Here is a 25,706-nt window from a genome sequence, read left to right as displayed (position 1 = left end):
AGCCAAAAATTACGGCCTTATTCTGCCACCGGCGTGGAAGGCTGGGGCATGCTAGCGGCACGCGCGGAAGAATCCACAGCGGGGAACGACGACGCTTCCTCTGCCGGGCGCAATCCCGGCCAGAGCGGAAGCTCCTGGAGCTGGCCGCCCACGTGCCGGATAAGCAGCTGCGGGGCGGGTTCGGAGTCGGGCTCAGGGCCCGGTGCCGGGGCGCCGGCTCCCGCGGCGCCAATAACCGGCAGGCCAGCAAGCCCTGGATCCGCGCGATCAACTACGGTCAGCTGGGAGGCATAGCAGCGCAGCGCCGCCACCACGGTGGCTTCATGAGCCCGGGCGTTGCGGTAGCACCATCCGGATTGCGCGGGAGTGGATGCCAGCTCGAGCACCGGAATTCCGCTCACCCGGCCTAGGGCACGGGCCAGGCGATGCACGCGGACGTGGTCGGGATGGCCGTAGCTTGCTGCGGCGTCGTACCCAATAATGACGGTGGGCCGCACGTGCGCGAGGAGTGCCCGCGCATCTGCGATTTCTTCGCTCAGGTCCGCGCGGGAAAAGGCGCGCGGGCCGGCGCTGGGCGCGGGGCCGGCGACCCCGGGTGCAATCCAAGCCATCCCGGAATCGCGGTAGCGGCGCGGCGCGGCGCCGGGTGCGAGGGCCGGCAAGGTGCCGAGCCAGAAGCCGTCCGTGACCCCGAGGATGGCGCGCGCTCGAGTGATTTCCGCTTCGCGCCGGGCAACAAGTTCGGCCTCCCCCGCGCCGGCGGGCAGGGTTCCGGGGACCGCTTCGCCTTCTTCGCCGCGGGTGCAGGTGAGGATGCTGACGCGATGCCCGGCGGCGGTGAGGAGCGCGGTGAGGCCGCCGGCTTGGATTGCTTCGTCGTCCGGGTGGGCGTGGAGGAAAAGGGTGCGGGCGAAGAGCGGGTCGCTGGGGTCCCAGGTGTAGGGGACTGCGTTGGTGCCCGCGCTGGTCTGGCTGCTGGTGCGCGCGTCAGTGTGCGCGTTGGTGCGCGCGTTGGTTCCGCCGGCGGTGCTCATGCGTGCCTCCCGAGTTTGCGGTAGGCGGCGGCGTAATCGCGCGCGACCGCGTCCCAGGTGCGCGATTCGGCGAAGGCGCGCCCCGCGGCACCGTGCCGGGCCCGCAAAGCCGGATCGTCCAGGTAGGCCCGCACCGCGCCGGCCCATTCGCGCGGCTCGCGGCTGCGGCACAGGGTGCCCGTCACGCCGCCGTGCACCGATTCGGGGATCCCGGAGGAATCCCAAGCCACCACGGGGGTGCCGCAGGCAGCCGCTTCCACGTTGATAATCCCGAAAGTTTCCGAGAAAGAGGGATTGAGGAGGAGTTGTGCGTGGGCGAGGAAGGCCGCGAGGCCGGTGCGTGGGAGCGGCCCGATGAAGCGGACGTCACTTTCCATTCCCGTTTCGGTTACGACGGCGCGCAAGTGGTCCTCGTAGCCGGCGAAGTCATCGGAGGCCGCCCCAGCAATAACGAGGAGCGGGCGGGTGCCGGCGGGCAGCTCCGCGAGCGCGCGAATCGCTAAATCCGGGGCTTTCAGGGGTTGGAGGCGGGCGGCGAAGAAAACGTAGTCCCGGCCGCCGGTCACCTCGGTGACGCAGTCGGGGGCGGTGGGCGCTGCGGCCGGTGAGGCGGCAGCGAGTCCACCAGCGCGGGCCGGGCGGAACATCTCAATATCCACGCCCGGGTGCACGATTTCGACCGGGCAGGGCGGAGTGCCGTAGCGCTGCGCGATCATCTCTTTTTCCGCTTGAGATACCGCAATAATGAGGTCTGATTCGCGCACGCAGCGCTCCTCGCCGGGCACCCGCCCGGAGGATTCCGGCGGTTCACCATCGGCAAGATTTTGGCCTTTCCGCGCAGCTACCGAATGGAAGGACTGCACGTGAGGGCGCCCGGTTTCCTGGGCGACGGGCAGGCAGGCTACGCCCGCGAACCAGTGGTGGGAGTGGATAAGATCGACGCCGCCGCCGTGCTCGGCCATCCACCGGCGGAATTCCACCGTGAAGGGGGCGATGAGGCCATCGGTGTGGCTTTTTGCAACGGGATGGCGCGGGCCGGCCGGTAAGAAGAATGCACGTACGCCCGGCATGACCTCATGCATATAGGGCTGGCCGGGTTCGCTGGCGCGGGTGACCAGATCAACCCGGTGCCCGGCGCGGGCCAGGGCCTGGGCGGTATTGGTCACCACCACGTTGAGGCCGCCGGCATCGGCGGAGCCGGGAGTGGCCAGTGGGGAGGTATGCACCGAGGTCATAGCGATATGGAGCGGGGCAGGCGCGCCGTCGTTCCTATCCGGTTCCTGTACGTGGTGCGTATTTCCCAAGGTCATTCCCCCAGCCTACCCGGATTCGAGGGTTTTCCGAATATTCTCCACAAGTGCCATAACAGGCATATCGTCGGGAGTGAACTTCCGTATACCTTCATCCAAACGAGGAACGAGCTCCGCTAAATATTCCTTTTCCTGCACGGAAAGTCCCCTATGAAACTCGTGCCGGAAAACTTCAAGACCGCGGCTCGCTGGTGCGCCGTCGTAAAGATAGTTACCCGAACGATTCGTAACCGTGAAACGGTCGAAAGGACTCATGCTCGCACATACCGCCGCAACCGTTTGGTCAAGAGCGTTTACCGCCACCTCATGTGCTTCGGGTGGCGTCCAGCGAGCAGGCAAGCCGCGTAACCGATCCGCGTAAAATCGCTCCAATAATCCTGCTTGGGAAAGCACCGGTGGAACCGCAAGAATAATCGCGTGCGTGCGGCGCCCAAGCTCGCGCGCTTTCCTAGCTTCGGTTATTACCATCGCGGTATTGCGCCATGTTCCTTCAACCAGAGTGGAAAACGAGTTTTGTGACGCCCAATCGATGCACATCGCGATCCATTGGCCAGAGGCTTGGGCAGTTATGTGAGGCATCTGGAGAGGATCGTTCTGGCATAGCCAATCATAATCGGGATGAAAAGCTCGCAGATCATCGCCGATAATGCGCGTAATATTTTCATCGAGATAGCGAGATATTACCGTTTTTTGTGTTTTGGTTTTACCGGCACCTGGCTGGCCACCGAGAAAAATGGATACCGGCGATAGCGATACCCGAGATCTGGCGAATACTCGTGGTTTGACGCGACGGATCCACTCTGCGCGGATATCAAGATCACACATGAGAAAGAGTGGTGGGTAATTGCTCACGCAGTGCATGCCACGAGCGAATACAACGAATCTGTTCCGCCCGATCATTTTCATTCACAGCATCGCGCTGCTCAATGAGCTCGAGGTATTTACCATCGTAAACCGCTCGACGTGCTTCGTCACCCGCAATATCCGCCTGTCTGGAAAGGGAAATATAACGCCCGCAAAGCATCGTTCCCGCTTCATAGAACACGTCATAAAGAACCGTGTTGGAATAGTCCTCGTAACCAAAAGGCTCCGTCATGGTGTCACGCCCCTTTCGCCCTTGTTCTATCCTAAGCAGTAGCCCCCACACGGGCTACCCGCGCACCGATCTACTGTGCCCCCGAAAGGATTCGAACCTTCGACCTACCGCTTAGGAGGCGGTCGCTCTTCCCCTGAGCTACGAGGGCGGGCCTACCGCCGCCCGTTCATCCGAACGACGGTAGGAATAAGATAACCGTTCCAGGTTACTCTGCGTGGCACCGTGGGCGCCACTTACCGCATGCGGTGCCGCGCTACTTATCGCGGCTCACCCTACCGCCGGAATGTGCGCTGTCGCCCAGACCCCGCACGCGAGACCACCCGGGCACCTCGCACCACCACACCAGTTACTGCGCCGAAGGATCGGGCACATCCCAGGGCACATTAGTATCCGGAACGTGGAGGTTCTTGGTGGCGTGGGTTGGCACCACGAGCACCGGCGATTGGGTGCCAAGGAGCAGCGTGTGGCTAGTGGAGCCAAAAAGCAGCCCGGTAATTCCGCCGCGGCCGCGCGCTCCCACGACCACCAGGTCCACGGAGCTAGAGAATTCCGCCATGATTTCTGCCGCGGAGCCTTCCACCGCGTAGCAGCGCACCTGTACGGTTTCATCCCCGCGCAACACTTCGGCCACGGTTTCTTCCAGGCCCAGGCGGGTGTCATCCAGAATTTCGCGGGTCATATCCCCGCCGGGAAGCAGGCCGCCCCCGGCGCGCGTGACCGACACCGCGTTAATTGCGGAGACCTGCGCGCCCCAGCGCCCGGCCATCCGCACCGCCAAATTAAGCGCGTATTTCGATTCCTGTGAGCCGTCCACTCCCACCACAATGTGGCGAATCGGCAGGCGCCGCGAATGCTGGAGCGGCACTACGGCAACCGGGCAGTACGCCTTGGAAACAATCGCGCCGGCCACCACGCCCAGCTGGTCAATATCCGCGGTATCCGCCCCGGAATACCCGACCACCAGCCGCGAAGCGGTTTTGGATTCTGCCAGGAGTAGCTCAACCGGATCCCCGGGTAGCGCGACCGCGGTGGCTTCCAGCCCCGCCAGGCCCGCCACACCTTCCTGGGCGAGCGCCTCCCGCGCGATACTCATGGCGCTCTCATAGGAGCCGCGCGGATCGGGGCCTTCCTGGTAGCAGGTGAGGGCCCGCAGGGTGGCATTGCGACTCACGGCCACGTGCGCGCCCCACACAAGTGCTGCGCGCGATTCGGGGGAGCCATCCACCCCAACGACCACGGAATTCTCATGCTGGTACATCGTTACCTCCGTTGCCCATTCTCCCACGGGCCCGCCCCGGGGTGGAACCGTGCGTAAAATACGAACGCCGCCGGGAGCTCCGACGGCGTTCGCACATAATTCTTCTCAAACCTCGCGGCAGGCGCGCTTTAGGAAACGCGGATCACGATGGGGGTATCACCGCACCACGAATCCGGACCCACGCGGGTACCCATGCTCGGGTTCCACGCCGCCACATTCTTGCCGTTGCCCAGCGAGATCGCCACGTGGCCGGGCCAGTAGAGGATGTCACCGGGCTGGGCTTCCGCGTAGGAAACCTGGCGGCCCACCGAGAGCACCGAGGTGGTGTACCCGCCGATGGCAACGCCGTGCTGGGCGTAGACCCAACGCACGAAGCCGATGCAATCCCAACCGGAGGGGGTGGTGCCAGCCCATACATAGGGCGAGCCCACGCCGCTGAGGGCGGTATCAAGAACGGAGGAGCCGATAGCGCTGGGCGCGGCTTCTACTTCCACGCCAATGCCCGCGGCTGCGGGAGCGGCATCGTTATCAGAGGAGGCGGTGGCGGTTTCAGCCGCGGCGGTGGTGGCGCTGGCGGCCGGGGCAGCTACTTCAATAGCCGGAGCTGCGGATTGAATGTTGATCTGTTCGATCTTCCATTCCGAGGTGGCGCTCGTGGTGCCGGCGATGCCAGCGGCAACGTCCTGCGCGTGCGGGTTGGACAGCGCCGCCTTGGCGGGCGCCGCCGCGGTATCAGCCGCCGCATTCGGAACGATCAGTGCTGCTGCGCCGCCCACAACGAGAGCTGCGGTGAGACCACGTACTGCGGGGTTCGCGAGGTTATGAGCCTGCGACCGCGTATCAAGAGCGTGGCGTCCGGTCATGGGATGATCTCCTACAAAACTTTTCCTGCGCGCCCCGAGGGGCACTTTCGGTACGTCCATTAGCGTAACGATTAGGCAACGAATTGTCACGTTTATGTAACAAGTGGCACAGGAGGGCCGTTATCATCCCAAAACGGCGAACTCCCGGCCTTTCCTCCACTTTTTTCGCGTGATATCAGGCTTTTCCCAGCACCCGTTTATAACGTTTTGATATACTTTTTCGCGGCTTACGTCACGCTGAGGTGACGAACTGTGGTGGAGACCACGGGAACGACGACGCCGCACTACCGCTCCGTCAGGCCGATCATCCGGCTTTCATTGCCACTCGAGGCGCACCGCCTCCAGCCCGGCCGCCTCAGGCGTGCACGAGGAGGTGTTTGCGAATCCAGTCAGTCAGGGGAAGAACTCCGCTTGCCCCGTGGGCGAGGATATCGCCGTCGTCCTCAACACTGATGGTCACCGCAGCATCGGGTTTAATGCCGGCCGCGGCCATGGCTTCGAGGAGGTCGTCGTCGGTTTGCACCACTTCGCCGATGCGCGCAATGGTGACTTTCCCACCGTTCGGGTTGCGTTCCAGGTAATCCGCCACGGCGAGTAGGCCGGTGCGCGCGGCAATATCCGCGCCGGGACCCATGGAATTTTCCGCGGGAATCGGGTTGCCGAAAGGATCGTGGCTGAGTTCGTAGCCCTGCTCGCCCAGCACGTGGGAAATGCGTTCTTCCAGTTCGCGGGACATCACATGCTCCCAGCGGCAGGCTTCGGCATGCACGTGCTCCCAGGGCATCCCGAGCACGTGGAGAAGGAAACATTCGGCTACCCGGTGTTTGCGCATCACGCTGGTGGCGATGCGCCGGCCTTCGTCGGTGAGCACGATGGCGCGGTCGGTATCCAGGTACATCATGCCGTCACGTTCCAGGCGCGCCACGGTTTCCGAGACGGTGGGTTTGGATTGGCTCAGGCGCTCCACGAGCCGGGCGCGCAGCGGAACGATTCCTTCTTCTTCGAGTTCGTAGACCGCTTTGAGGTACATCTCGCGGGTATCAACAAGGTCATCACTCATCGCGCGTCTCCTTCGTCTCTGCGGCGGGGGCGGCATCCGGGTACCCGCCCGCATCCGGTTCCTCATGCGTATCTTGCCATTCTAAGCTGCCCGCGCGCTGCGGGGAATGCCCAGTTTCCGAGCCGCGAGCTACGCTCTCGTGCGACTCGCTATCGTGCGCTACGTTCTCGCCCGGCGCGCTTTCGTTCGGTTCCGTTTCCTGCACCGCGGCGGCCGATGCCTCACTCGACCGCAGCTCGCTATCGTGCGCTTCGTCCTCCGGTTCGAAAAGATCGGCTTCCACTTCGTCGTGATCCTCAGCGGTAAAGCTTTGCCCACTATCCGTCTGCCCGGTGCGATTGGCCCGCAGCTGCGCTTCACGCTCCTCATTTTCGTGTTCGAGCGGCCCGAGAATCTCCAGCTGGAAGGGGTGGCGCACCCGGTAATGCACTTCCACATCCCATTTGCGCCGGCCCCACAGGTAGGCACCCACGGTGGCCACCAGGCAGCCAATCGCGCCGATGCCCACGCCCCAGCGCGCCCCGGCCGCCCCGGAAATACCGCCAACCACCAGCGAACCAATCGGGGTCACGCCCTGGTTAACCGTCTGGTAGAGGGAAACCACGCGCCCGCGCATCTGCGGAGAAGTAGACATCTGCACCGCGGCATTGGCGGCGGTGAGCATGATGAGCATAAAGAAACCGACCGGCACCAGGGTGAGGGTGTAGATCAGCAGGTTCGGGGCCAGCGCATTGGCGGTCACCGCAATACCCATGGCCACGCCCGCTCCCACCACGGAGCGTACCCGCGGTTGCTTGGTGCGCCGCGCGCCCACCACGGCACCGGAGAGCGAACCCACCGCCACCATGGAGGAAACAATGCCGAATTGGGTGGAGTCGGCGTGGAATTCCATGGTGGACATGGACACCGTGGTGAGCGGAGTATTCATGGCCAGGCAGGACACCACCCCCACCACCGCGAAAATCACGAGGAGGTCGGAACGGTTGCCCACGTAACGCAGGCCGTCAATCGTTCCCTGAATCGCGGAAACTTTCTTCTCCGGCCGCGGCGCCGGATGAAATTCCTCCGGGCGCATAAGCGCAAGCGCAATAAGGGTGGCCCCGAACATGATGCCGTTAATAATGAAGACCCAGCCGGTGCCGATCACCCCGATAAGCAAACCGCCCAGCGCCGGCCCGATGAGGCGCGCAATATTAAAGGACATGGAGTTCAGGCCCACGGCGTTAGGCAGCCAGCGCGGGGGCACCAATTCGGAAATAAAAACGAGGCGCGGCGGATTATCGAAGGATTGAATCACCCCGATGGCCAGGGCGAACAGGCAAACCACCAGCACATTCGCCCAGCCCAGCAGCACCAGCACCCCCAGGGCCACCGCGGTGAGCAGCATCCCGAATTGGGTGAGGACCACCATTTTGCGTTTATCGAGGCGGTCAGCGAGCGCGCCGGCCAGCGGCATAATAAAAGGAATGGGAACGAATTGCAGCGCCGTCACAATACCCACGGCAAAAGCATCATTATTGGTCAGGTCGCTCATAACGAGCCAGTTCTGGGCGGTGCGTTGCATCCACCCGCCGGTATTGGCGACCAACGAGGCAGCGAACCAAATAGCGTAGTTGCGGTATTTCAAACTGGCGAATGTACGCCCCACTAAATCCTGCCCCCTGCGGAAAAATCCGATAACTATAGCGGCCGACGGGCGCGGCGGGCTCGTAGCTGCGCTATCTGCGGTGAGTTTATCACGCACGGCCAGGCAAAGCTCGCCTTTGTCTCACCGGCGAAAATAGTACGACGACGCACGGCGGGCCCGCCCCGGGGAGGGGCGGGCCCGCCGTGATTGAGCTGGCAGCCGAAGTGCTTAGCCGAGCAGGAGTTTCTGAATCGGGTCAAGCAGGAAGTAGATCACGAAGGCAACGAGCGTGCCCCACATGAGCGGGTGGACCTTGCGAGCCTTGCCGGCCGCCACCGCCATAATGACGTAGGCGATGAAGCCCACCCCGATGCCTACCGTAATGGAGTAGGAGAAGGGCATGAGGGCAACGGTGAGGAAGGCCGGGATCCCCACGCTCAGGTCGTCCCAGTCGATCTCGGTCACCTGCTGCATCATGAGGAAGCCCACCGCGACCAGCGCGGGAGCGGCCGCTTCGGAAGGAACCAGGGTCACGAGGGGTGCGAAGAAAATGGAGAGCAGGAAGAGGGCGCCGGTGGTCACCGATGCGAGGCCGGTGCGCGCACCGTCAGCTACGCCCGTCGTCGACTCAACAAAAGAGGTGTTCGAGGATACGCCACCCATACCGCCGGCCAGCGCCGCGAGGGAATCAAGGAGCAGGATGCGGGAGGTGTGGTAGGGCATGCCGTCTTCGTCGAGGAGGTCACCTTCGGAAGCGACCGCGACCATGGTGCCCATGGTGTCGAAGAAGTCGGCGAGCATCACGGAGAAGGCCAGCACCACCACGGAAATAACGCCGAGCTTCTGGAAGGGCCCCACCACGGAGAAGCATCCGAGGGTGGAGAAGTCGGGGATTTGCACCGGGGAGCCGTTGAGGGCGGGCGCCCCGCCGTTCCAACCGGTCACGTCGCCGCCGGCCACGCTTCCGGGCTTGGCAATAATATTGACGATCACGGCCGCGACGGTCGAGGACACGATGCCGATGAGGAGCGTGCCGGGCACCCCGCGCAGCAGGCAGATCGCGGTGAGGAAGAGGCCGAACACGAACACGGCCAGCGGCCAGGAGGCGATGGAGCCGTTGATCCCGAAGGACATGATGGTGCCTTCGCCGGGGCGGATGAGGCCGGCATTGACCAGCCCAACCAGGGTGATGAAGAGTCCCAGGCCCACAGAAATGGCGGTGCGCAAGAACTTCGGCACCGCCCGGAAAATGGCTTCACGCAGGCCCGTCACCACGAGCAGCGTGATGACGATACCTTCAATAACGATAATTCCCATACCGTCAGCCCAGGTCATTCCGGGCATCTGCACGATAACTACGCCGACGATGGTATTGAGGCCCAGCCCGGCCGCCATGGCCAGCGGGAAATTAGCGATGACGCCGGTGAGCAGCGTCATGAGGCCGGCCACGATGGCGGTGCCGGCAGCGATGGCCGGGAGGTTCGGGCCCTCGGTGCCGCCGCCCAGGTAGGCGCCGGTGGAATCCGGACCCGACAGGATAATGGGGTTAAGAACCAGAATGTAGGCCATGGCCACGAAGGTGACCAGCCCGCCGCGCAATTCGCGGGCCACGGTGGTCCCGCGTTCGCGCAGCCGGAAAAAATCCCGCTTCGGCTCGGAGGTTGTGCTGTGGTTCGTCTCGACGTGCGTGGAAGTTACGCTCACGAAGATCTCCTCGGTAGTCGTGCGGTCCGTTATGCGCTGGCGAGCGCGTGATCCGCAAGATTGACGGGCGGTCCTGACCGCCACCGGCACCCATTCTTGAACTGCGGTCACCACCCACGCAAGGAGCGTCTCATTATTTGGACGCTTTTTCGCTCTTTTCGTCTCATATTTTGAGACACGCGCGGGATGTGGTGAAGGAATGGCGCGGTGGCGCGGTTTTCCACCCCTTCACCTCCCGCGTGAGTCCGGCCACGCAGACTCCGCGCCAGACCTCACCGCGATGCGAATACCAGCGCGCACGGCCCGGGTTGTTACGGAACAGATGCGACGACGACGTCGCCAAACCCGCGGACCGCTAATTCTCCATCACAGTGCGGCACGAAAACCGCCTGCCCGGAGTTGAGCGGTTCACGCCGACCCCCGGCGAAGACTTCCACCGCGCCTTCCAGGCAGACCACGGTGCGCGGGCCGCGCGAACGCAGCTTTTCAATGGTGGTGGCATCACGCAGGTGAACCACCGAGAGTTCAAAATCGTCCACGGGAACATAGAAAGTGGAAACCGCTTCGCTCATATGCTCGGGGGCGATGCGGATGGGCGGGACTGCGGCGTCGTCCATAATTCGCAGCAATTCGGCCACGTCCACGTGTTTCGGGGTGAGGCCGGCGCGCAGCACGTTATCGGAGGCCGCCATGATTTCCACCGCGGTTCCGGACAGATAAGCATGAACTGTCCCGGCGGGGATAAAGAGGGCTTCTCCGGGGCGTAAGGTCACCGGATTCATGAGGAGGGAGGCCACCACTCCCGGGTCGCCGGGATAGTGCTGGGCTAGGGTTTCCACAATGCGGTCCGCGCGCGGGGAGGGCGAGGCGCCGCGCTCCAGGCGGGCGGCGCAGGCGGCCACCACCTGCTCGATCTGCTCGGGTGCCGGGCGGGTTCCCGCGGAAAGGAGATCGGCAAAGACCGCTCCCACCCCGCGTTCTTCCACGAGGGCGGCGAGCCGGTTCGTGAGGGGCAGGCCGAGGCCGCCGAGTACCTCGGCGATGCGCCGCGGGGTGCGCAGCCCGCAGATCGCCTCAAAAGGCGTGAGGGCGTAGGCCAGTTCCGGTTTGTGATTGCGATCCCGGTAGGAACGGTGGGGAGCAGTGCGGGAAATTCCGGCGGCTTCTTCCCGCTCGAAGCCGGCGCGGGCCTGCTCGAGGGAGGGGTGAACCTGGAGGGAGAGCGGCTGGTGCGGGGCAATAAGTTTGAGTAGATACGGTAATTCGCCCCCGTGCCGGCGCGCCACATCCGCGCCGAGCATTTCCTCGGGATCCCGTGCAATCAGATCGCGCAGGCTCGGCCCGCCGGGAGCTACCAGGGTGGCGGATTCTTCCGGCAGCTCTGGGGTGCGCGGGCCTCGCACCGGGCCGGCCCGGCGCCGCGAGCGCCGCCGCCCGCGTACCCCGCGCAGCGCGGCGCGCCCGGGCTCGTTCACTTCCGATTCGCGCCCGATCCGGTGTTCCCCGGTCGGTGCGGAAGGGTAGAGCTGGGCCAGGTCGAAAAGCGGGGCATCCTGGGCGGCAATCACCTGGGCGGAATCATCGGGGTGGGCGCCAAGCCAGATTTCCGCCACCCGGGTTTCCGCCGGTGCATAACCGAAGAGCGCGGGAAGCGCGCTCGTTCCGCCCCACGCATAGTCCCTGGCTCGCCCTTGGATCCGCATCACCGCTGCTCCTGTTTTAGCTCAGGGCGCCGGTGGCCTGGTAGCGCCGCCCGCGCGATCCGCGCACCACGGTGCGCTCGCGCCCGCGGCGAATCACCGGAGCCACGCCATTGGCCGGGCTCGCGGCTACTTCTACTGCCGCCGCTTCAGCTGCCGGTTCCTGAGCGGATTCGGAACTAGGGGCCGGCGCTGCTGCCGGAGAGGCAGCGTCCGTTTCTACCGCGCCGGTTTCGCTTTCCACGCCCGCGATCTTGCGCCGCACCCGGCGCCGCCGCCCGCTGCGCTCGGCGCGCTCGGCCTTCTCCGCCGCGGCAGCCCGCGCCGATTCCTTGCGTTCCTTTTCCGAGGCAGCCCGAGCCTGCGCTTTTTCTGTTTCCAGCTTGGCCAGCCGTTCGCTCCACGGCACCCAGCGCGGAGCCAGCAAAGCACCCGCACCGGGCAGCATCTCAATCTCATTAAAGGTCACGGCGCGAGCCCGGCTCGCCCGGCTCACCGTAATACTCCAGTACCAGCCGTGATACCCCGGATGGGTACAGGTAAAGAGGTAGGAGACCACCCGGGTATCCTCGGCGAGGAATCCCGCGTACTCCCCCACGAAACGTTCTGCCACGGCCTCAATCAGGGTTGCCCGCGCTTCATCAACAGCCGCGGCCAGCACCCGATCTTCGGGCAGGCCGGACTGCGGCTCCACCCGCTTATCATCCGGGGTCACCGCCACGTTTTCATCAACGCGATCCTCCGGGCGCGCCACATCCGCACCCTCATCCGCGTGACCTTCTACCCGCACCTCGGGGAAGTGCAATTCCGGGGCTTCGGCCCCCGCACCCCCGGCATTTTCTTCTTTTTCTTCATTCTTAGGCATCAAAATCATCGGCAACCGCACGCAAGGCGCGCGCGATCTGCCCTCCCCCTTCCGGGTAGCGGCCGCGCCGAAGCTGGGTGGAGGCCCCGTCCAGAAGCCGAATGAGATCTTCCACGATCACCACCGTTTCTTCCGGGGAACGCCTATTCTTCCGCGCGAGCGATTCAAGTTTGGTTATCGGTTCGACATTGAGTGCTTGCGGGCCGCGGCGCGTATCGGCAAGCCCGAAGGACACCCGCTGACCCTTGCGCGGCGTGAGCCCTTCCGGGAGGGCCGAGGAGGGCAGGAAGACCTGCGCACCGTCCTCATCGCTGACAATAAAGCCGAAGCCCTTAGCGGCGTCGAAAAACTTAACCTTTCCGGTTGGCACAACACTCTCATTTCTAGCAAAAACGCTTCGCACACGGTCGGGCGAAGCACCAGCGTCATTCTACCAGCGCCCCCGCGGGCACAGGCAACGCTACCGGCTGAACGCCCCCGGCCCCTTTTCCCATCCCGCTCCCAGAATGCTGTGGTTAAATTGTGCTGTCCACCACGTAAGGGGCAGGCCCGGTGCCGCACCGGGGGCACGGAAGGTTGAAGTTATGGGGATCGTACGCCGGATAGCTGGAACACTCGCGCTCGCGGGCGCGCTGCTTCTTTCCGGCCCGCTGGCCGCCGCGGAAGAACCCCTCTCCAGCGTTGATCCGGTCACCGATCAGGCCCAGGTTCTTTCCGCCAGCGAAGAAGAGCAGCTACGCACCTCCCTCAATCGCCTCCAAGATGAGACGGATTACGCGGTGCGTTTCGTTTTTGTTAATAGGTTCGACGGCGCAGGCGCGGACCAGTGGCCCATCGAAACATTCAATCGAGCCGGACTGTCCAGCGATGCCACCCTCATCGCCGTGGCCGTGGATAGCCGCCAGCTGGGCTACGCCTACGGCCGCGCGAGTTTTTCCGCTTCCGATCTGGATAAGGCTTTTACCGCGGAGGTGCGCAAGGCCTACCGGGACGGCCGCTGGCTGGAGGGTTCCCTCGCCTATACCCGGGAGCTGGCGCAGGGCGAAGAAACGGATTGGGCCAGCTTGGCGCTCGGGGGCGGCGCCGTCGTCGTTATTATCGGGGCCATTGTTTTCGTGCGCGCGCGGAAACGCAAGCAGGCGGAAAATAAAACTCGTGAAGATCTGGCCGTGCTCGGCAAACGTGCCGCCGCGGCGCTCTTAGCGACGGACGACGGCGTTCGCAGTGCCGCCGCGGAACTCAATTTCGCGCGGGCGCAATTCGGGGTGAATTCGGTGCGCGGCTTTGACCAGGCGCTCGCGCAGGCACAGCAGTATCTCCAGGAGGCTTTCAACCAGCGCCAGCTTTTAGATGACGATATTCCCGATACCCCGGAGCAGGTACGTTCCTATAACACCGCGATTCTGGAGCTCACGGAAAAGGCACAGCGGGCCATTACCGAGCAGGAAGAAGAATTCGCGCGGCTGCGGGATTTGGCGGCCAATGTGGAGGAGGCCGCGGCGCGGGTGCGCGAGGGCGCAGCGGATATTCGCGCCAATCTTCCCAGCGCCACCCGGCAATTGGATTCCTTGGCGGCCACCTACGGGGAGAATGCGGTGGCGAGTTTCCGCACCTACCCGGCGGATATTGAGGCGTTGCTGGCCGGGGCGGAGGATGCGCTCGGGCAGGTCGATCAGCTGCTCGGCACGGGTGAACGCAACCAGGCCGTGCCTTTTGTGCGCATCGCCGAACAGGCTCTGGACGAGGCCGCGGAACGCTACCGCGCTATTTCCAACGTCCAAGAATCTGTCAATCGGGCTTTCGCCCAGCTAGGTGAACATATCTCCTCAATTTCCGCGGATATCGCGGATGCTCATCGCATCGGCGGCGGGAATGCCCAGGTCGGGGCCGCGCGGGATCGGGCGGAGGCGATGGTGGAGAAATATCGCGGGGAGCGGGTGGATCCGCTCGCCGGAATCCGCGAGCTCACCGAGGCGGAAAATGCCCTGGACGCGGCTCTTGCCCCGGCTCGGGATGCAGAGGAAAACTACCGGCGCCAAGTGGCCGGGCTGGAACGGGATCGCCAGCGAGCCCGGGCGGCAGTGCAGCGGGCGGAGGCGATGGTCTCGCAGAACCGCTGGAGCACCGGGAATGAGGCGCGCGCCCCGCTGGAGGCGGCTCGCACCGCGCTCCAAGCCGGGGATACCAGCGATGACCTGGCTAAACGCCGCGATTATTACGCGCGGGCCGAATCCTATGCCCAGCGCGCCACGGATGCGGTGCAGGAGGCGATGTCCGCCCGCGCTGCGGGAGGTTTCGGCGGCAACGGCGGCAACGGCGGCAACGGCGGCGGGGACGTGGGCAGCCTGCTGCTCGGCATGTTCCTCGGCTCGCTGACCAGCGGCGGATCCCGCCACAATTCCGGTTGGGGTTCGGGCTGGGGTTCCGGTTTTGGCGGCGAGCGCTCCAGCGGATTCGGCGGAGGCTTCGGCGGTTTCGGAGGCGGCTCCGGAGGCGGGGGCTTCGGCGGATTTGGCGGCGGTGGCGCCGCGGGAGGAGGGAGCCGTTCGTTCTAACACCGGTGGCCGCGTGCGTCCGTTGATCGCGCCCCGCCCGGATACTATCTATCCAGTACATCACCCCATTCCTACTCGATAACACAGAGAAAGGCTGATCATGGCTGAAAAACAAACAATCCTCGGACGCATTACCCAGCTCGCGAAGGCGAATATTAACGCGCTCCTCGACCGCGCGGAAGACCCGCAGAAAATGCTCGACCAGATGGTGCGCGATTACAAGAATTCCATCGCGGAAGCCGAAGATGCCGTGGCCCTGACCGTGGGCAATCTGCGCCTGGCGCAATCCGATTACAACGAGGACGTCAAGGCCGCGCGCGATTGGGGCCAGAAGGCCATCGCCTCCTCGCGCCGCGCCGATGAGATGCGCGCCAAAGGCGATGAAGCGGGCGCGAACCACTGGGATGACCTGGCGAAAGTGGCGCTGAGCAAGCAGATCCAGTACGAACGCGAAGCCAAGGATGCCGAACCCATGCTCGCCTCCCAGGAAAAGGTGGTGGAGCAGCTCAAATCCGGGCTCACCCAGATGAAGGAGAAGCTCACCGAGCTCAAGAATAAGCGTGACACCCTGGTGGCGCGCCAGAAGTCCGCCGAGGCGCAAAGCCAGGTGCAGGACGCCATCTCCTCGATCAACGTGCTTGATCCCACCAGCGAGCTGGCGCGTTTCGAAGACCGGGTCCGCCGCCAGGAAGCCCTGGCGCAGGGCAAGGCCGAAGTTGCCTCCCTGAGCTTGGCTGACCAATTCGCCGAATTGGAGGATCATTCCGACGACGCAGAAATCGAAGCGCGCCTAGCCGCCCTCAAGAGCGGCCAAGAACCCGCGCAACTCGAAGGCCGGGACTTCTCCAGCTACTAAAGCGCAGCCGACTTCCCGGGCCGGGGTGGCAGCGCCACCCCGGCCCGCGGCGTCGTCGTTCCACCGCCATCGCTCCCACCGCTTTGCTTTCGCTTCCCGCAAACTTTCAGGAAGCTTCCAGATACCTCGAGTTTCCTTAACGTCATGACGCCTACCGAGCACACTCCCGAAGCGGCCATCCTCGTTGTTGATGATGAGCCCTCGATTCGTGAACTTCTTTCCGTTTCTCTCCGGTTCGCCGGATTCGATGTGTACACCGCCGCCGATGGCGCGGAAGCCCTCGCTCACCAGCAAAATCAGCATCTGGACCTGGCCGTCCTCGATATTATGATGCCGGGCATGGACGGCTTTGAAGTGCTGCGCCGTCTGCGCGAACGTGATCACGATCTGCCCGTGCTGTTCCTCACCGCTCGCGATGATGTGAAAGACAAGGTCCAGGGCTTGACCGTGGGCGGGGATGATTACATCACCAAGCCGTTCTCCCTGGAGGAAGTGGTGGCTCGTATCCGCGCGGTACTGCGGCGCACCAGCCCGGAAGAAACCGAATCGGCGGTGCTGCGCTACGCGGATCTAGAAATGAACGAAGATTCCTATGAAGTCACCCGCGCCGGCCGGCCGGTGGAGCTCTCCCCCACCGAATTCAAGCTGCTGCGCTACCTCATTATTAACGCCGAGCGGGTGGTTTCTAAATCTCAGATCCTCGACCATGTATGGGATTACAACTGGCAGGGCGAAATCTCCATCGTGGAATCCTATATTTCCTATTTGCGGCGCAAAATTGATTCCCCGGAAGCGCTGGGGATTACCGACCCGGAGGAGGCACGCAATCTTGTGCCGCTCATCCACACACGCCGTGGCATCGGCTACGTTCTGCGTGCTTCCAAATAGCATTCGGTTATGACCCAACGTCACGATCCGTTCCCTGCGGAAAGCGCGGGGGCTCCGGGCGCGCCGGGCCGCCCGGCGAATCCCGGCACCTCGACGCGACCGGACCACCCGGCTACCGATGCCCCCGCGCGCACCCGCCGCGGCGGAGTTTTCCGGCGCGCGCTGCGGCCGGCCCGCACCCTGGCCGGCCGCCTCATTATTGCCTTCGTTATTCTGGTAGGCACCGCGGCAACCTTTTTGGGTTTCGCTTCGGTCACCCTCCTCAAGCAATACCTGGTCTCCACTATCGACCAGGATCTGACCACGAATGCACGCTCGGTGGAACGAATGTTCCTCCAGGAGATGCCCGGCGCCAGCCAGTCCTCCCTCAACCTTTCCGATTTCTTCGTGCGGGTCAATTGGGGTATTGCCGGGCAGCGGGACGTGACCACCTACGAGCTGCCCAACCCGGGGGCGGTGGAAGAATTCGGTTACCCGCGCGAACTTGAACGTATTGCCAGCCTGGGTTCCGAAGAGCCGGTCACGGTTCCTTCCACCCTGTACGGCTCGGATTGGCGGGTGCTGGTGCACCCCATTAGCCCGACGTCCACCGGCGGCCTCATTACCGGGAATATTATTATTGCCCAGCCGCTCGGCCCTATCGAATTTACGATTGCGCGGCTGCGCCTTATTTTCGTGCTCGCCGGGCTCGCGACCGTGCTGGCCGCGGGGCTTGCCGTTACCGGCCTGGTATCGCGTACCTTGCGGTCCCTGCGTGATATCGAGGCAGCCACGCATACCATCGCGGAAGGGCACCTGGCCGAACGCGTCCCGCACGGTGAGGACGACGACGAAGTTGGGATGCTCGCCAACTCTATTAACGTTATGCTCGCCCAAATCGAGCACGCCTTCGCGGAAAAAGAGCGCTCGGAAGCAAAAATGCGGCGCTTCGTTTCAGACGCCTCCCACGAATTACGCACCCCGCTGGCCACCGTGCGCGGGTATTCCGAGCTGTACCGCCTGGGCGGGGTTCCCCCGGAGCGGGTCCCCGAGGCGATGGAGCGGGTGGAATCGGAAGCCAACCGCATGGCCGGGTTGGTGGAGGATCTGCTCCAGCTGGCCCGCCTGGATGAAAACCGGCCCCTCAATCTTGATTGCGTCAATCTGGCCAAGCTGGCCGATAACGCCATCCTTGATTTCCGGGTGCGGGCCCCACAGCGCACCGCCACGGTGGTCGCTTTGGATGGGAGCACCCCTCCGCCCGAGGTGGTGGAGGTACACGGAGATGCGGATCGTATCACCCAGGTGATCGCCAATTTGCTGTCGAATGTGCTCGCGCACGCCCCGGAAGCCAGCCCGGTGGAAGTGGCGGTGGGCATCGCGGAGGGCCAGCCCACTATCGAGGTGCGCGATCACGGCCCGGGTATTTCCGAGGCGGATTCCCAGCGGATCTTCGAGCGGTTCTACCGCCCGGATTATTCACGTTCGCGCGAATCGGGGGGCTCCGGGCTGGGCCTGGCGATTGTTGCCGCCATTATGGCCGCCCATCACGGTACCGCCCGGGCGCTCACCACCCCCGGTGGCGGGCTCACGGTGCAGCTCACCTTCCCCGCACCGAGCGAACCGTGCCAGAGTCCCGATGCGCTCGCGCCCGCGAAACCGAGCGCGCAGGAATAGGCGGGCTACTCAGCCGCCGGCGGATCGAAGGGACTGGTGCCTTCCGGGGTGAGCGGATGCGCGCTCTTCTGCTCCAGCATCATCTCAATAGCGGTGAATACCCGGCCCATAAAATCAGCCGGGTCTTCCTCCGGCATGCCATACATAGGCCGGCCAATAAACAAGAACACTTCCCCGCGGAACTTCGGGAGCACCGCCCCCACCGGCATCACCTCGTGCCCACCGGACATGGCGATGGGAACAATCGGAACGTTGAAACGCTGCGCGAGGGCCGCGGCGCCCGCCTTAGGGGTGCCGAGCTTCCCGGTGCGCGAGCGGGTCCCTTCCGGGAAAATCAGAATCGGAACACCCGCGGCCAGCAGGCGGCCCGTCATCCCCTTGGCGCGGCCGGGCTGATATTCCGACCCGGCTTTCCCGGTGGGTTTTTTACCGCGCTCAATGGGATAGGTATTAAAGAACAGCGAAGTGAGATTAGAAATGCCACGGCGGCGATAAAAATAATCCGCGGCCGCGCCGGTCGCTAACCTCTCGGTGAGTTTATCGGGAAGCAGCGAGAAAATCATCGGAGCATCCAGGTGCGAAGAATGATTAGGCACCAGGATAAAAGCGCCGTCCAGGTTCTCAATATTTTCTTCCCCCAGCACGGTAGGTCGGAGAATCGTGGACATGACCGGTTTCGTCAGGGCGCGGCGCACCCGATGCCGGCGGCGGGCCTTGGACTCATCCAGATACGGATCAATCGGTTCGAGCTCGCTCACCCGCGGTCCGCCTTTCGCCCACTGCCATTAATTTTCCTTGCCACCCAGTTTACCGCGCAGCGCGGGCCTTTCTCCGCCAGGAAACCAATGATCTTGTAACGCACGGTAGGCGTGCAGCGGACTTTTCCGCGCGCGGCCGCCGCGAGCGCGGCCCGCGCCACCGTATCGGGCTCCAGCCACAGCGCATCGGGAACCCCGGAGCGTTTCCCGCCCGAGTTGCGGTGGAAATCCGAACGCACCCAGCCAGGTAGCACCGCGGTGACCGTCACCCCGCTGCCGTGCAGCTCCACCGCCAGCGATTCGGACCATACCCGCACAAAAGATTTGAGGGCCGCATAGGCACCCATGGGAACGAAGCTCTGCACCGAGGCAATATTAATGAGGGCGCCCCTCCCCCGCGCGGCCATCGCCGCGGTGGCCGCCGCGCCGATCCGCACCGGAGCTCCAGCCATGAGGGCCGCCGCCGCGTCAATCCGGTCCATATCCCCGTCCACGAGGCTTTCATACAGGCCAGCCCCGGCATTATTGACCACCACATCAACGGCATTGTCACGGAGGTAATCGCATAGGCGTGCGACGTCGTTCCCCACGCCAAGATCGCAACACATCGTTTCGCATTCCACGCCCCGCGCCCGGAATTTTTCGGCCACGGCGCCTAGGCGTTCTTCCCCGCGCGCCACCAGGACCAGCGCGTATCCGCGGGCGGCGAGCTGGCGGGCGAAGGCGAGCCCGATGCCGGAACTTCCCCCGGTCACCAGTGCCCGAGGCCGGCCAGCTGCGTGCGAGGCGGAAAAGGCTGCGTCAGATATCACGTCTCTACGTTAGTGCACCGGCCGCGCCCGTGCACCTCGCCGGCCCGGTTATCGCGTTCAGCTGGGCGAAAAGTGGCAGCCCCGGGAAACTCTCCGCCCGCGTCCACGCGCCACGCCGCACTCCCCCGGGGCGGGCGCGCCCGGCAAAAAGACCCACATGTTCCCCACCCGGGCCTGGGCATGATTAGAATCAGTTGCGTTTGAGTGCGGAGGGCGACGTGCGTCGTCGTCCCCTGGCGAAAAGTTCGCCGCGGGTGCGCACCACGGTGGGAGGAAATATGTCCGTTCCTTCGTGGCTGCCGGTTTCTTTCGAGAAGGCAGTGACGGGGCTGGGGGCGACCGCGTCCAGCGCGGAGATTCAGGAGACGTGTACCTCGGTGCTGGCGCGCTGGTCGGAACCGGATCGTATCTTCCACGATATTCACCACCTCACGGCCATGCTCGCCAATGTGGAAAAACTCATTAACGAAACGCATCATCCGGATACCGTGCGGCTTGCGGCCTGGTACCACGGCGTAGTTTTTTCGACGTCGCGCTACCGCGTCTACACGAAACGCGGCGGTGAAGATGAACTGCTTTCGGCGCGCACCGCTGAAAATGAGCTGACGAACCTCGGCATCGCGCCGGAAACCGCGCGCCGGGTGGCTGAGCTGATTTGGGGGATGAAAGCGCCGGCGCTCACCGCGATGCCGGTGATGGGGCGCGCCCCGGCCACCAGCCTGGGGACCGCCGAACAGGATATTGACATTATGGTGCTGCGTGATGCGCACCTGGCGATTTTGGCTTCCTCCCCGCAGAGCTACCGGCGCTATACCCAGGCGATTCGCGAGGAATACCCGCATATTCCCGACGAGAGTTTCTGGCGCGGGCGCGAGAAAATCGTGGCGAAGCTGCTCGAGCGCAAGCATTTGTTTTATACGCCCGAGGGCCAAAAATGGGAGGATGCCGCGCGTCAGAATTTGCAGGCGGAGGCCGCGAAATTGCGTAAGCGCCTGGCCGAGCCGGAGCCAGGTACAGGCGGTGCGAATGTTGCGGGCGGGCCGCACGCTGCGGATGGGGCGAACGCCGCTGAGGCTCTGCGCCCCGTAGATGCGGCCGGAACTGCTGAAGGCGCACGAACAGCAGATGCCGCGCGAACGTTAGACGTGACGCGCCCGGCAGAGGTAACGCGCCCCGTGGATGCGAATGTAGGTACGACGACGCTCACCGGGCTCGCCACTCCCTCCGCTCCCACCGCGCCGGCCGGGGCGGATGCCTATCGCGATGCCCGCACCGAAACTTCTACTTTGGAAGCGGTGGAAGCTCGGATTCCGGAAGAGGATGCCGGCGAGGTGACGCGGGTGCTGCCCACCGGGCCGGCCGCCGAGGCGAGCGAGCCGCAGCTGAGCGCGGAACAGCTTCGCAAGCGCCAGCGTGAGGAGGTCTCCCAGGCCACCCTGAATAAGATTAATGCACGCCGGCGGGCGGCGGAGAAGGAACGCGATGAGGCCATCGCGCTGGCGGAGAATATTGATTCCCCGCTCGCGGATCGCGCCCAGGCGGAGGTGTGGAAGGAAAAGGAACGCGAGGGCGCGCCCCGGCGTACCCCGCGCTATACGGAGAGCATCCCGCCGCTGATCGAAGACGATCCGGAAGGCGATATTGTGGCCCGGCCCGCAGATCCCTCCCCCACGCACGGCATCGAGCGCGAACCGGATATGTAGCCGCGGCCGTGGCGGTCAAGTGCGGCCGAGCCGGCGCACCGTAGAGATGAACCGGCGCACCGCAGCCGTGCCCTTACGCACGTTCTGATACCACAAAGGTGGCGCGCCCTCCTCGCGGAAAGCGCGCCACCCGACAACTACCAGATCACGCTGGCAGCACTATTACTTTTTGGCGTCAGCTGCAGCTGAATCTAGCGGTTTAGTACATACCGCCCATGCCGCCGTCACCCTGCGCGGCCGGAGCCGGCGGTTCGGGCTTGTCCGCCACCACGGCTTCGGTGGTGAGGAACAGGCCGGCGATGGAGGCCGCGTTCTGCAGCGCCGAGCGGGTCACCTTGACCGGATCCATAACGCCCGCCTCCATGAGGTTGACGTATTCGCCGGTGGCCGCGTTGAGGCCCTCGCCCTTGGGGAGGTTGCGAACCTTCTCGGCCACCACGCCGCCCTCGAGGCCGGCATTGCTGGCGATCTGCTTGAGCGGAGCTTCGATAGCGTAACGCACGATGGCCGCGCCGGTCGCTTCGTCGCCCTCGAGCTTGAGGTCGGCGAAAGCTTCCTTACCGGCCTGGATAAGGGCCACGCCACCACCGGCGACGGTGCCTTCTTCCACGGCCGCCTTGGCATTGCGCACGGCGTCCTCGATGCGGTGCTTGCGTTCCTTGAGTTCAACCTCGGTAGCCGCACCGGCCTTGATAATCGCCACGCCACCGGCGAGCTTGGCCAGGCGCTCCTGGAGCTTCTCGGTGTCGTATTCGGAGGTGGAGTTTTCGATCTGGGTGCGGATCTGGGAAACGCGCCCGTCAATCTGCTCCTGGTCGCCAGCGCCGTCCACGATGGTGGTGTTTTCCTTAGTGACAACCACCTTGCGGGCGCGGCCGAGGAGCGTGAGGTCGGTGTTCTCCAGCTTGAGACCAACGGATTCGGAGATCACCTGGCCGCCGGTGAGGATGGCCATATCCTGGAGCATTTCCTTGCGGCGATCACCGAAGCCCGGGGCCTTGACGGCCACGGAGCGGAAGGTGCCGCGGATCTTGTTGACCACGAGGGTGGCCAGCGCTTCGGATTCCACATCCTCGGCGATGATGAGGAGCGGGCGATCAGCCTGCATCACCTTTTCGAGAACCGGGAGGAGCTCCTTCTGGTTGGAGATCTTCGAATCCACGAAGAGGATGAAGGGATCTTCCAGAACGGCTTCCTGGCGCTCGGCGTCAGTCACGAAGTAGGGGGAGAGGTAGCCCTTATCGAAGGACATACCTTCGGTGAGCTCGAGCTCCAGCTCCAGGCCGGAGGACTCTTCCACGGTGATCACGCCTTCCTTGCCGGCCTTATCCATGGCTTCGGCAATGACCTCACCAATTTCCTGGTCACCGGCCGAGATGGCGGCGGTGGAGGCGATTTCTTCGCGGGTATCGACTTCCTTCGCGTCCGCGAGGAGGCGTTCGGTCACGGCCTTGACCGCGGTATCGATACCCTTCTTCAGCGCGATGGGGTTGGCGCCGGCGGCCACATTGCGCAGGCCTTCCTGCACGAGAGCCTGGGCGAGAACCGTCGCGGTGGTGGTGCCGTCACCGGCGATGTCGTCCGTCTTCTTGGCGACTTCCTTGACGAGCTCAGCACCGATGCGCTCGTAGGGATCTTCCAGCTCAATTTCCTTGGCGATGGACACACCGTCATTCGTGATGGTGGGGGCGCCCCACTTCTTATCAAGAACGACGTTACGGCCCTTGGGTCCCAGCGTCACCTTGACGGTGTCCGCGAGGAGATTGAGGCCGCGCTCCATGGAGCGGCGTGCTTCCTCATCAAAAGCAATGGTCTTTGCCATGCGATATTCCTCCAGAATCACTGTGGCCGGTGCCCGCGACGGACGACTTCCCGCGCGAAGCCTTTCTTCGCTCACGGTCAGCCTCACCAACCAGTTGGACTTATCACTCACATACTCGGAGTGCTAACAGAGATTCTGGCACTCTCACGGCGCGAGTGCAAGCTGTGGTTCAGGTACGACGACGCAGCAGCCACCCGCCAGAAAAGCGCGATATGCCCGCAATTCCGCGCGCCCGGCCCCGGATAACCGCCCCGAAAACTTGAGCGGGAAGCACTCAAGTTTTAGCGGCTGGCGAAGCCGGGAATCTTCGCCCGAGGTTCTTTAGTTGCGAGTATCCCCCGCCAGCACGACGACGATGCTATCCCCGCTCGCGCTGGCGTTTTCAACGAAATCGGTGATTCCCAATTCGGCACCGATGGCTTCCACGGTGGGCAGATCAGCGGCCTCCGGATAGAAAATCTGGGAGTGGGCCGGTGCCGCGTGCTGGTAGTTGCCGATGGAGGTGGTAGTAAAGCCAGCTTCGGTGAGTTGGCGCTGGTGCGCGGCGGCATATCCGGAAATCCCGGAGGCGTTGAGGATGAGGGTGGAACGGCTGTGATCCACTTCAGCGGCCGGGGTGGGGGAAGCCGAAGGCGAGGCTTCTTCCGCGGGCGCTGGCGCCTCCGAAGCGGGGGCCGGGCTACCTTCCGTGCCCGCGGTGCCGGCTTCGGGAGCCGTAGCTGAGGGCTGGGCCGGTGCGCTCACGCTCGGCTTGTGGGAGGGTGGCGCTACTGAAATCTGGTTCATTTTGACAATGCCGTACCCGAGAGCCGGGGCGAGAATGAGGATAGCGATGAGCGCGATCCACCACTTTGCCGAGGATTCGCGCTTGCGGTGAGCGCCGCGGGTTGTGCGCTGGCGCGCCGCGATATCAAATTCGTCTACTGGGTACTTTCCTGCCACACCGTTAGCCTAGCTGTTTTCTGCCGCGCAATCAGCGGTGACGCGGCACGCGGTCGCCACAAATGACGCGCCGCCCCGCGCGCCCGCGCTGCTCGCGCAGCGCGCGTCACTCGCCGCGCCCGCCGCGTTCCTTATCGCGCAGGTCCCGCAGCCGGGTGATAGCTCGCACCACATCCGGGTACTCCACTTCGGCGCGCGGGTTATTGAGAATGCCGGAAAGAATGAGGTAGTAGCGGGTGGGAGTCATGCCGAGCGCCCGGATTGCCTCGGTTTTCGTGCGGTACACGGCCCGCCACCGCATCTCCGTGGTGAGGACGCGCAGCTCGTCGTCGTGCAAGGCAGGGCCGGCACTACGCAAGAAATCCTCCCACGAAGCTTCCCCACTACCCTCACTCGAAGGTGTGCTCGTAAAAGGAGGTTCCTCACTCCGGTACTCTGACACTATGCAGCCTCTTTCCGAGATCATCAGCCCCGATTGGGCGCGGGCTCTTGCCCCTGTTGAACCTATCATTCATGAGATGGGTACGTTCTTACGCGAAGAGAACGCGGCCGGGCGCGGCTATCTTCCCGCGGGCAAAAATGTGCTGCGCGCTTTTACCTATCCCCTGGATTCCGTGAAGGTGCTCATTGTGGGCCAGGACCCCTACCCCACCCCCGGAAATGCGGTGGGGCTCTCCTTTAGCGTGGCGCCGAATGTGGCTCCGCCGCGCTCGCTCGTCAATATCTTTCGGGAATTACACGACGACGTTGGCGCCCCGCTCCCCAGCAGCGGTGACCTCACGCCGTGGTGCGAACAGGGCGTGATGCTGCTCAACAGGGTGCTGACCGTAACCCCGAATAACGCTAATTCACACCGGGGGCGCGGCTGGGAAAAAGTTACCGATCATGCGATTCGCACCCTCGCGGCGCGCGGGAAACCGCTGGTGGCGATTTTATGGGGCCGTAACGCTCAGGAGCTACGCCCGCTGCTGGGAAACACCCCGGTGATTGCCAGCCCGCACCCGTCGCCGCTTTCCGCTTCGCGCGGTTTCTTCGGTTCCAAGCCTTTTTCGCGCGCCAATGCGCTGCTGGCCGAGCAGGGCGCCAGCCCGGTGGATTGGCGGTTACCCTGAATATCTGTGCGTATTCATTTACTACGGCGTAACATGGGATGTAGTGCGGGATTCCCGCCCGCACATCACGCCGTTTCTCAATGTA

23 protein-coding genes and 1 tRNA gene are annotated in these 25,706 nt (G+C 64.1%); 6 read left to right on the top strand and 18 right to left on the bottom strand.

Features of this window, described 5'->3' with window-relative positions:
* Positions 1 to 17 precede the first annotated feature (17 nt).
* The 13 genes from QP305_RS02200 to QP305_RS02140 form a co-directional block, all read right to left on the bottom strand.
* Positions 18 to 1,034: a PIG-L deacetylase family protein gene (locus tag QP305_RS02200; protein ID WP_284903688.1), complete on the bottom strand. Its 1,017-nt coding sequence runs from the start codon at positions 1,032 to 1,034 to the stop codon at positions 18 to 20.
* Entirely contained in the window at positions 1,031 to 2,344 is a 1,314-nt protein-coding gene (locus QP305_RS02195) for a glycosyltransferase (protein WP_284903687.1), read from the bottom strand. The genes QP305_RS02200 and QP305_RS02195 overlap by 4 nt, the downstream gene beginning before the upstream one ends.
* A gap of 9 nt (positions 2,345 to 2,353) precedes the next feature.
* Positions 2,354 to 3,169 carry a zeta toxin family protein gene (locus QP305_RS02190; protein ID WP_284903686.1) on the bottom strand — a complete coding sequence of 272 codons (816 nt, stop codon included), beginning with the start codon at positions 3,167 to 3,169 and terminating at the stop codon, positions 2,354 to 2,356.
* The gene (locus QP305_RS02185; RefSeq protein ID WP_284903685.1) at positions 3,162 to 3,440 is read right to left on the bottom strand and encodes a hypothetical protein; all 279 of its coding nucleotides are present in this window, start codon (positions 3,438 to 3,440) and stop codon (positions 3,162 to 3,164) included. The genes QP305_RS02190 and QP305_RS02185 overlap by 8 nt, the downstream gene beginning before the upstream one ends.
* 76 nt (positions 3,441 to 3,516) lie before the next feature.
* Positions 3,517 to 3,588: transfer RNA gene (locus QP305_RS02180), tRNA-Arg, on the bottom strand.
* Between the two features lie 198 nt (positions 3,589 to 3,786).
* Entirely contained in the window at positions 3,787 to 4,725 is a 939-nt protein-coding gene (locus tag QP305_RS02175; RefSeq protein ID WP_284903684.1) for a universal stress protein, read from the bottom strand.
* Positions 4,726 to 4,826: 101 nt separating this feature from the next.
* Positions 4,827 to 5,561 carry a C40 family peptidase gene (locus tag QP305_RS02170; protein WP_284903682.1) on the bottom strand — a complete coding sequence of 245 codons (735 nt, stop codon included), beginning with the start codon at positions 5,559 to 5,561 and terminating at the stop codon, positions 4,827 to 4,829.
* Positions 5,562 to 5,916: 355 nt separating this feature from the next.
* Entirely contained in the window at positions 5,917 to 6,621 is a 705-nt protein-coding gene (locus QP305_RS02165; RefSeq protein WP_026428424.1) for a metal-dependent transcriptional regulator, read from the bottom strand.
* On the bottom strand, positions 6,614 to 8,269 hold the full coding sequence (locus QP305_RS02160; protein WP_284903679.1) for an MFS transporter: 1,656 nt from the start codon (positions 8,267 to 8,269) through the stop codon (positions 6,614 to 6,616). The genes QP305_RS02165 and QP305_RS02160 overlap by 8 nt, the downstream gene beginning before the upstream one ends.
* 207 nt (positions 8,270 to 8,476) lie before the next feature.
* Positions 8,477 to 9,952: an NCS2 family permease gene (locus QP305_RS02155; protein ID WP_284903678.1), complete on the bottom strand. Its 1,476-nt coding sequence runs from the start codon at positions 9,950 to 9,952 to the stop codon at positions 8,477 to 8,479.
* A gap of 311 nt (positions 9,953 to 10,263) precedes the next feature.
* Positions 10,264 to 11,655, bottom strand: a complete 1,392-nt coding sequence (gene manA / locus QP305_RS02150; protein WP_284903855.1) for a mannose-6-phosphate isomerase, class I — start codon at positions 11,653 to 11,655, stop codon at positions 10,264 to 10,266.
* A 16-nt stretch (positions 11,656 to 11,671) separates the two neighbouring features.
* On the bottom strand, positions 11,672 to 12,517 hold the full coding sequence (locus QP305_RS02145) for a DUF3027 domain-containing protein (protein ID WP_284903675.1): 846 nt from the start codon (positions 12,515 to 12,517) through the stop codon (positions 11,672 to 11,674).
* A complete protein-coding gene (locus QP305_RS02140; RefSeq protein WP_026428428.1) occupies positions 12,510 to 12,887 on the bottom strand; it encodes a cold-shock protein in 378 nt (125 codons plus the stop codon). Before QP305_RS02140 ends, QP305_RS02145 begins: the two co-directional genes overlap by 8 nt.
* 214 nt (positions 12,888 to 13,101) lie before the next feature.
* On the opposite strand from QP305_RS02140, the gene QP305_RS02135 reads away from it, so the two are divergent.
* The 4 genes from QP305_RS02135 to QP305_RS02120 all read left to right on the top strand — a co-directional run bounded on the left by QP305_RS02135 (position 13,102) and on the right by QP305_RS02120 (position 18,472).
* Entirely contained in the window at positions 13,102 to 15,072 is a 1,971-nt protein-coding gene (locus tag QP305_RS02135; protein WP_284903674.1) for a TPM domain-containing protein, read from the top strand.
* Positions 15,073 to 15,172: 100 nt separating this feature from the next.
* Complete coding sequence (locus QP305_RS02130; RefSeq protein WP_035276494.1) at positions 15,173 to 15,928, top strand: PspA/IM30 family protein; 756 nt, start codon at positions 15,173 to 15,175, stop codon at positions 15,926 to 15,928.
* A gap of 144 nt (positions 15,929 to 16,072) precedes the next feature.
* Entirely contained in the window at positions 16,073 to 16,816 is a 744-nt protein-coding gene (locus tag QP305_RS02125) for a response regulator transcription factor (protein WP_026428430.1), read from the top strand.
* A gap of 9 nt (positions 16,817 to 16,825) precedes the next feature.
* Positions 16,826 to 18,472, top strand: coding sequence for a sensor histidine kinase (locus tag QP305_RS02120; protein WP_284903673.1), 1,647 nt, complete (start codon positions 16,826 to 16,828; stop codon positions 18,470 to 18,472).
* Positions 18,473 to 18,477: 5 nt separating this feature from the next.
* Here QP305_RS02120 and QP305_RS02115 read toward each other — a convergent pair whose 3' ends face one another.
* Both QP305_RS02115 and QP305_RS02110 read right to left on the bottom strand, forming a co-directional pair.
* On the bottom strand, positions 18,478 to 19,230 hold the full coding sequence (locus QP305_RS02115) for a lysophospholipid acyltransferase family protein (protein WP_284903671.1): 753 nt from the start codon (positions 19,228 to 19,230) through the stop codon (positions 18,478 to 18,480).
* On the bottom strand, positions 19,227 to 20,042 hold the full coding sequence (locus QP305_RS02110) for an SDR family NAD(P)-dependent oxidoreductase (protein ID WP_284903669.1): 816 nt from the start codon (positions 20,040 to 20,042) through the stop codon (positions 19,227 to 19,229). The genes QP305_RS02115 and QP305_RS02110 overlap by 4 nt, the downstream gene beginning before the upstream one ends.
* 200 nt (positions 20,043 to 20,242) lie before the next feature.
* Between QP305_RS02110 and QP305_RS02105 the strand changes: the two genes are divergently transcribed.
* Positions 20,243 to 21,745, top strand: a complete 1,503-nt coding sequence (locus tag QP305_RS02105) for an HD domain-containing protein (protein WP_284903667.1) — start codon at positions 20,243 to 20,245, stop codon at positions 21,743 to 21,745.
* A 199-nt stretch (positions 21,746 to 21,944) separates the two neighbouring features.
* Here the strand turns inward: QP305_RS02105 and groL are convergent, their stop codons facing one another.
* The 3 genes from groL to QP305_RS02090 form a co-directional block, all read right to left on the bottom strand.
* Complete coding sequence (gene groL / locus QP305_RS02100; protein WP_016443292.1) at positions 21,945 to 23,567, bottom strand: chaperonin GroEL; 1,623 nt, start codon at positions 23,565 to 23,567, stop codon at positions 21,945 to 21,947.
* A 321-nt stretch (positions 23,568 to 23,888) separates the two neighbouring features.
* Positions 23,889 to 24,509 carry a LytR C-terminal domain-containing protein gene (locus QP305_RS02095; protein ID WP_284903666.1) on the bottom strand — a complete coding sequence of 207 codons (621 nt, stop codon included), beginning with the start codon at positions 24,507 to 24,509 and terminating at the stop codon, positions 23,889 to 23,891.
* A 106-nt stretch (positions 24,510 to 24,615) separates the two neighbouring features.
* Entirely contained in the window at positions 24,616 to 24,951 is a 336-nt protein-coding gene (locus tag QP305_RS02090) for a DUF3263 domain-containing protein (protein WP_284903665.1), read from the bottom strand.
* Position 24,952: 1 nt separating this feature from the next.
* Between QP305_RS02090 and QP305_RS02085 the strand changes: the two genes are divergently transcribed.
* Positions 24,953 to 25,621: a uracil-DNA glycosylase gene (locus QP305_RS02085; protein WP_087070355.1), complete on the top strand. Its 669-nt coding sequence runs from the start codon at positions 24,953 to 24,955 to the stop codon at positions 25,619 to 25,621.
* Positions 25,622 to 25,706: the final 85 nt, after the last annotated feature.

It is taken from the genome of Actinotignum timonense (genome assembly GCF_030216305.1).
Lineage (GTDB): Bacteria > Actinomycetota > Actinomycetes > Actinomycetales > Actinomycetaceae > Actinotignum > Actinotignum timonense_A.
Note: the sequence above shows the minus strand (reverse complement) of the source record. Positions and strands in the feature narration are given on the sequence as shown.

What these genes read in the sequence shown, in the direction of transcription:
- manA (WP_284903855.1), bottom strand. Translation starts at nt 11,655, where the DNA reads ATGCGGATCCAAGGGCGAGCCAGGGACTATGCGTGGGGCGGAACGAGC.
- groL (WP_016443292.1), bottom strand. Translation starts at nt 23,567, where the DNA reads ATGGCAAAGACCATTGCTTTTGATGAGGAAGCACGCCGCTCCATGGAG.
- QP305_RS02120 (WP_284903673.1), top strand. Translation starts at nt 16,826, where the DNA reads ATGACCCAACGTCACGATCCGTTCCCTGCGGAAAGCGCGGGGGCTCCG.
- QP305_RS02200 (WP_284903688.1), bottom strand. Translation starts at nt 1,034, where the DNA reads ATGAGCACCGCCGGCGGAACCAACGCGCGCACCAACGCGCACACTGAC.
- QP305_RS02195 (WP_284903687.1), bottom strand. Translation starts at nt 2,344, where the DNA reads ATGACCTTGGGAAATACGCACCACGTACAGGAACCGGATAGGAACGAC.
- QP305_RS02165 (WP_026428424.1), bottom strand. Translation starts at nt 6,621, where the DNA reads ATGAGTGATGACCTTGTTGATACCCGCGAGATGTACCTCAAAGCGGTC.
- QP305_RS02125 (WP_026428430.1), top strand. Translation starts at nt 16,073, where the DNA reads ATGACGCCTACCGAGCACACTCCCGAAGCGGCCATCCTCGTTGTTGAT.
- QP305_RS02135 (WP_284903674.1), top strand. Translation starts at nt 13,102, where the DNA reads ATGGGGATCGTACGCCGGATAGCTGGAACACTCGCGCTCGCGGGCGCG.
- QP305_RS02085 (WP_087070355.1), top strand. Translation starts at nt 24,953, where the DNA reads ATGCAGCCTCTTTCCGAGATCATCAGCCCCGATTGGGCGCGGGCTCTT.
- QP305_RS02190 (WP_284903686.1), bottom strand. Translation starts at nt 3,169, where the DNA reads ATGTGTGATCTTGATATCCGCGCAGAGTGGATCCGTCGCGTCAAACCA.
- QP305_RS02185 (WP_284903685.1), bottom strand. Translation starts at nt 3,440, where the DNA reads ATGACGGAGCCTTTTGGTTACGAGGACTATTCCAACACGGTTCTTTAT.
- QP305_RS02170 (WP_284903682.1), bottom strand. Translation starts at nt 5,561, where the DNA reads ATGACCGGACGCCACGCTCTTGATACGCGGTCGCAGGCTCATAACCTC.
- QP305_RS02145 (WP_284903675.1), bottom strand. Translation starts at nt 12,517, where the DNA reads ATGCCTAAGAATGAAGAAAAAGAAGAAAATGCCGGGGGTGCGGGGGCC.
- QP305_RS02130 (WP_035276494.1), top strand. Translation starts at nt 15,173, where the DNA reads ATGGCTGAAAAACAAACAATCCTCGGACGCATTACCCAGCTCGCGAAG.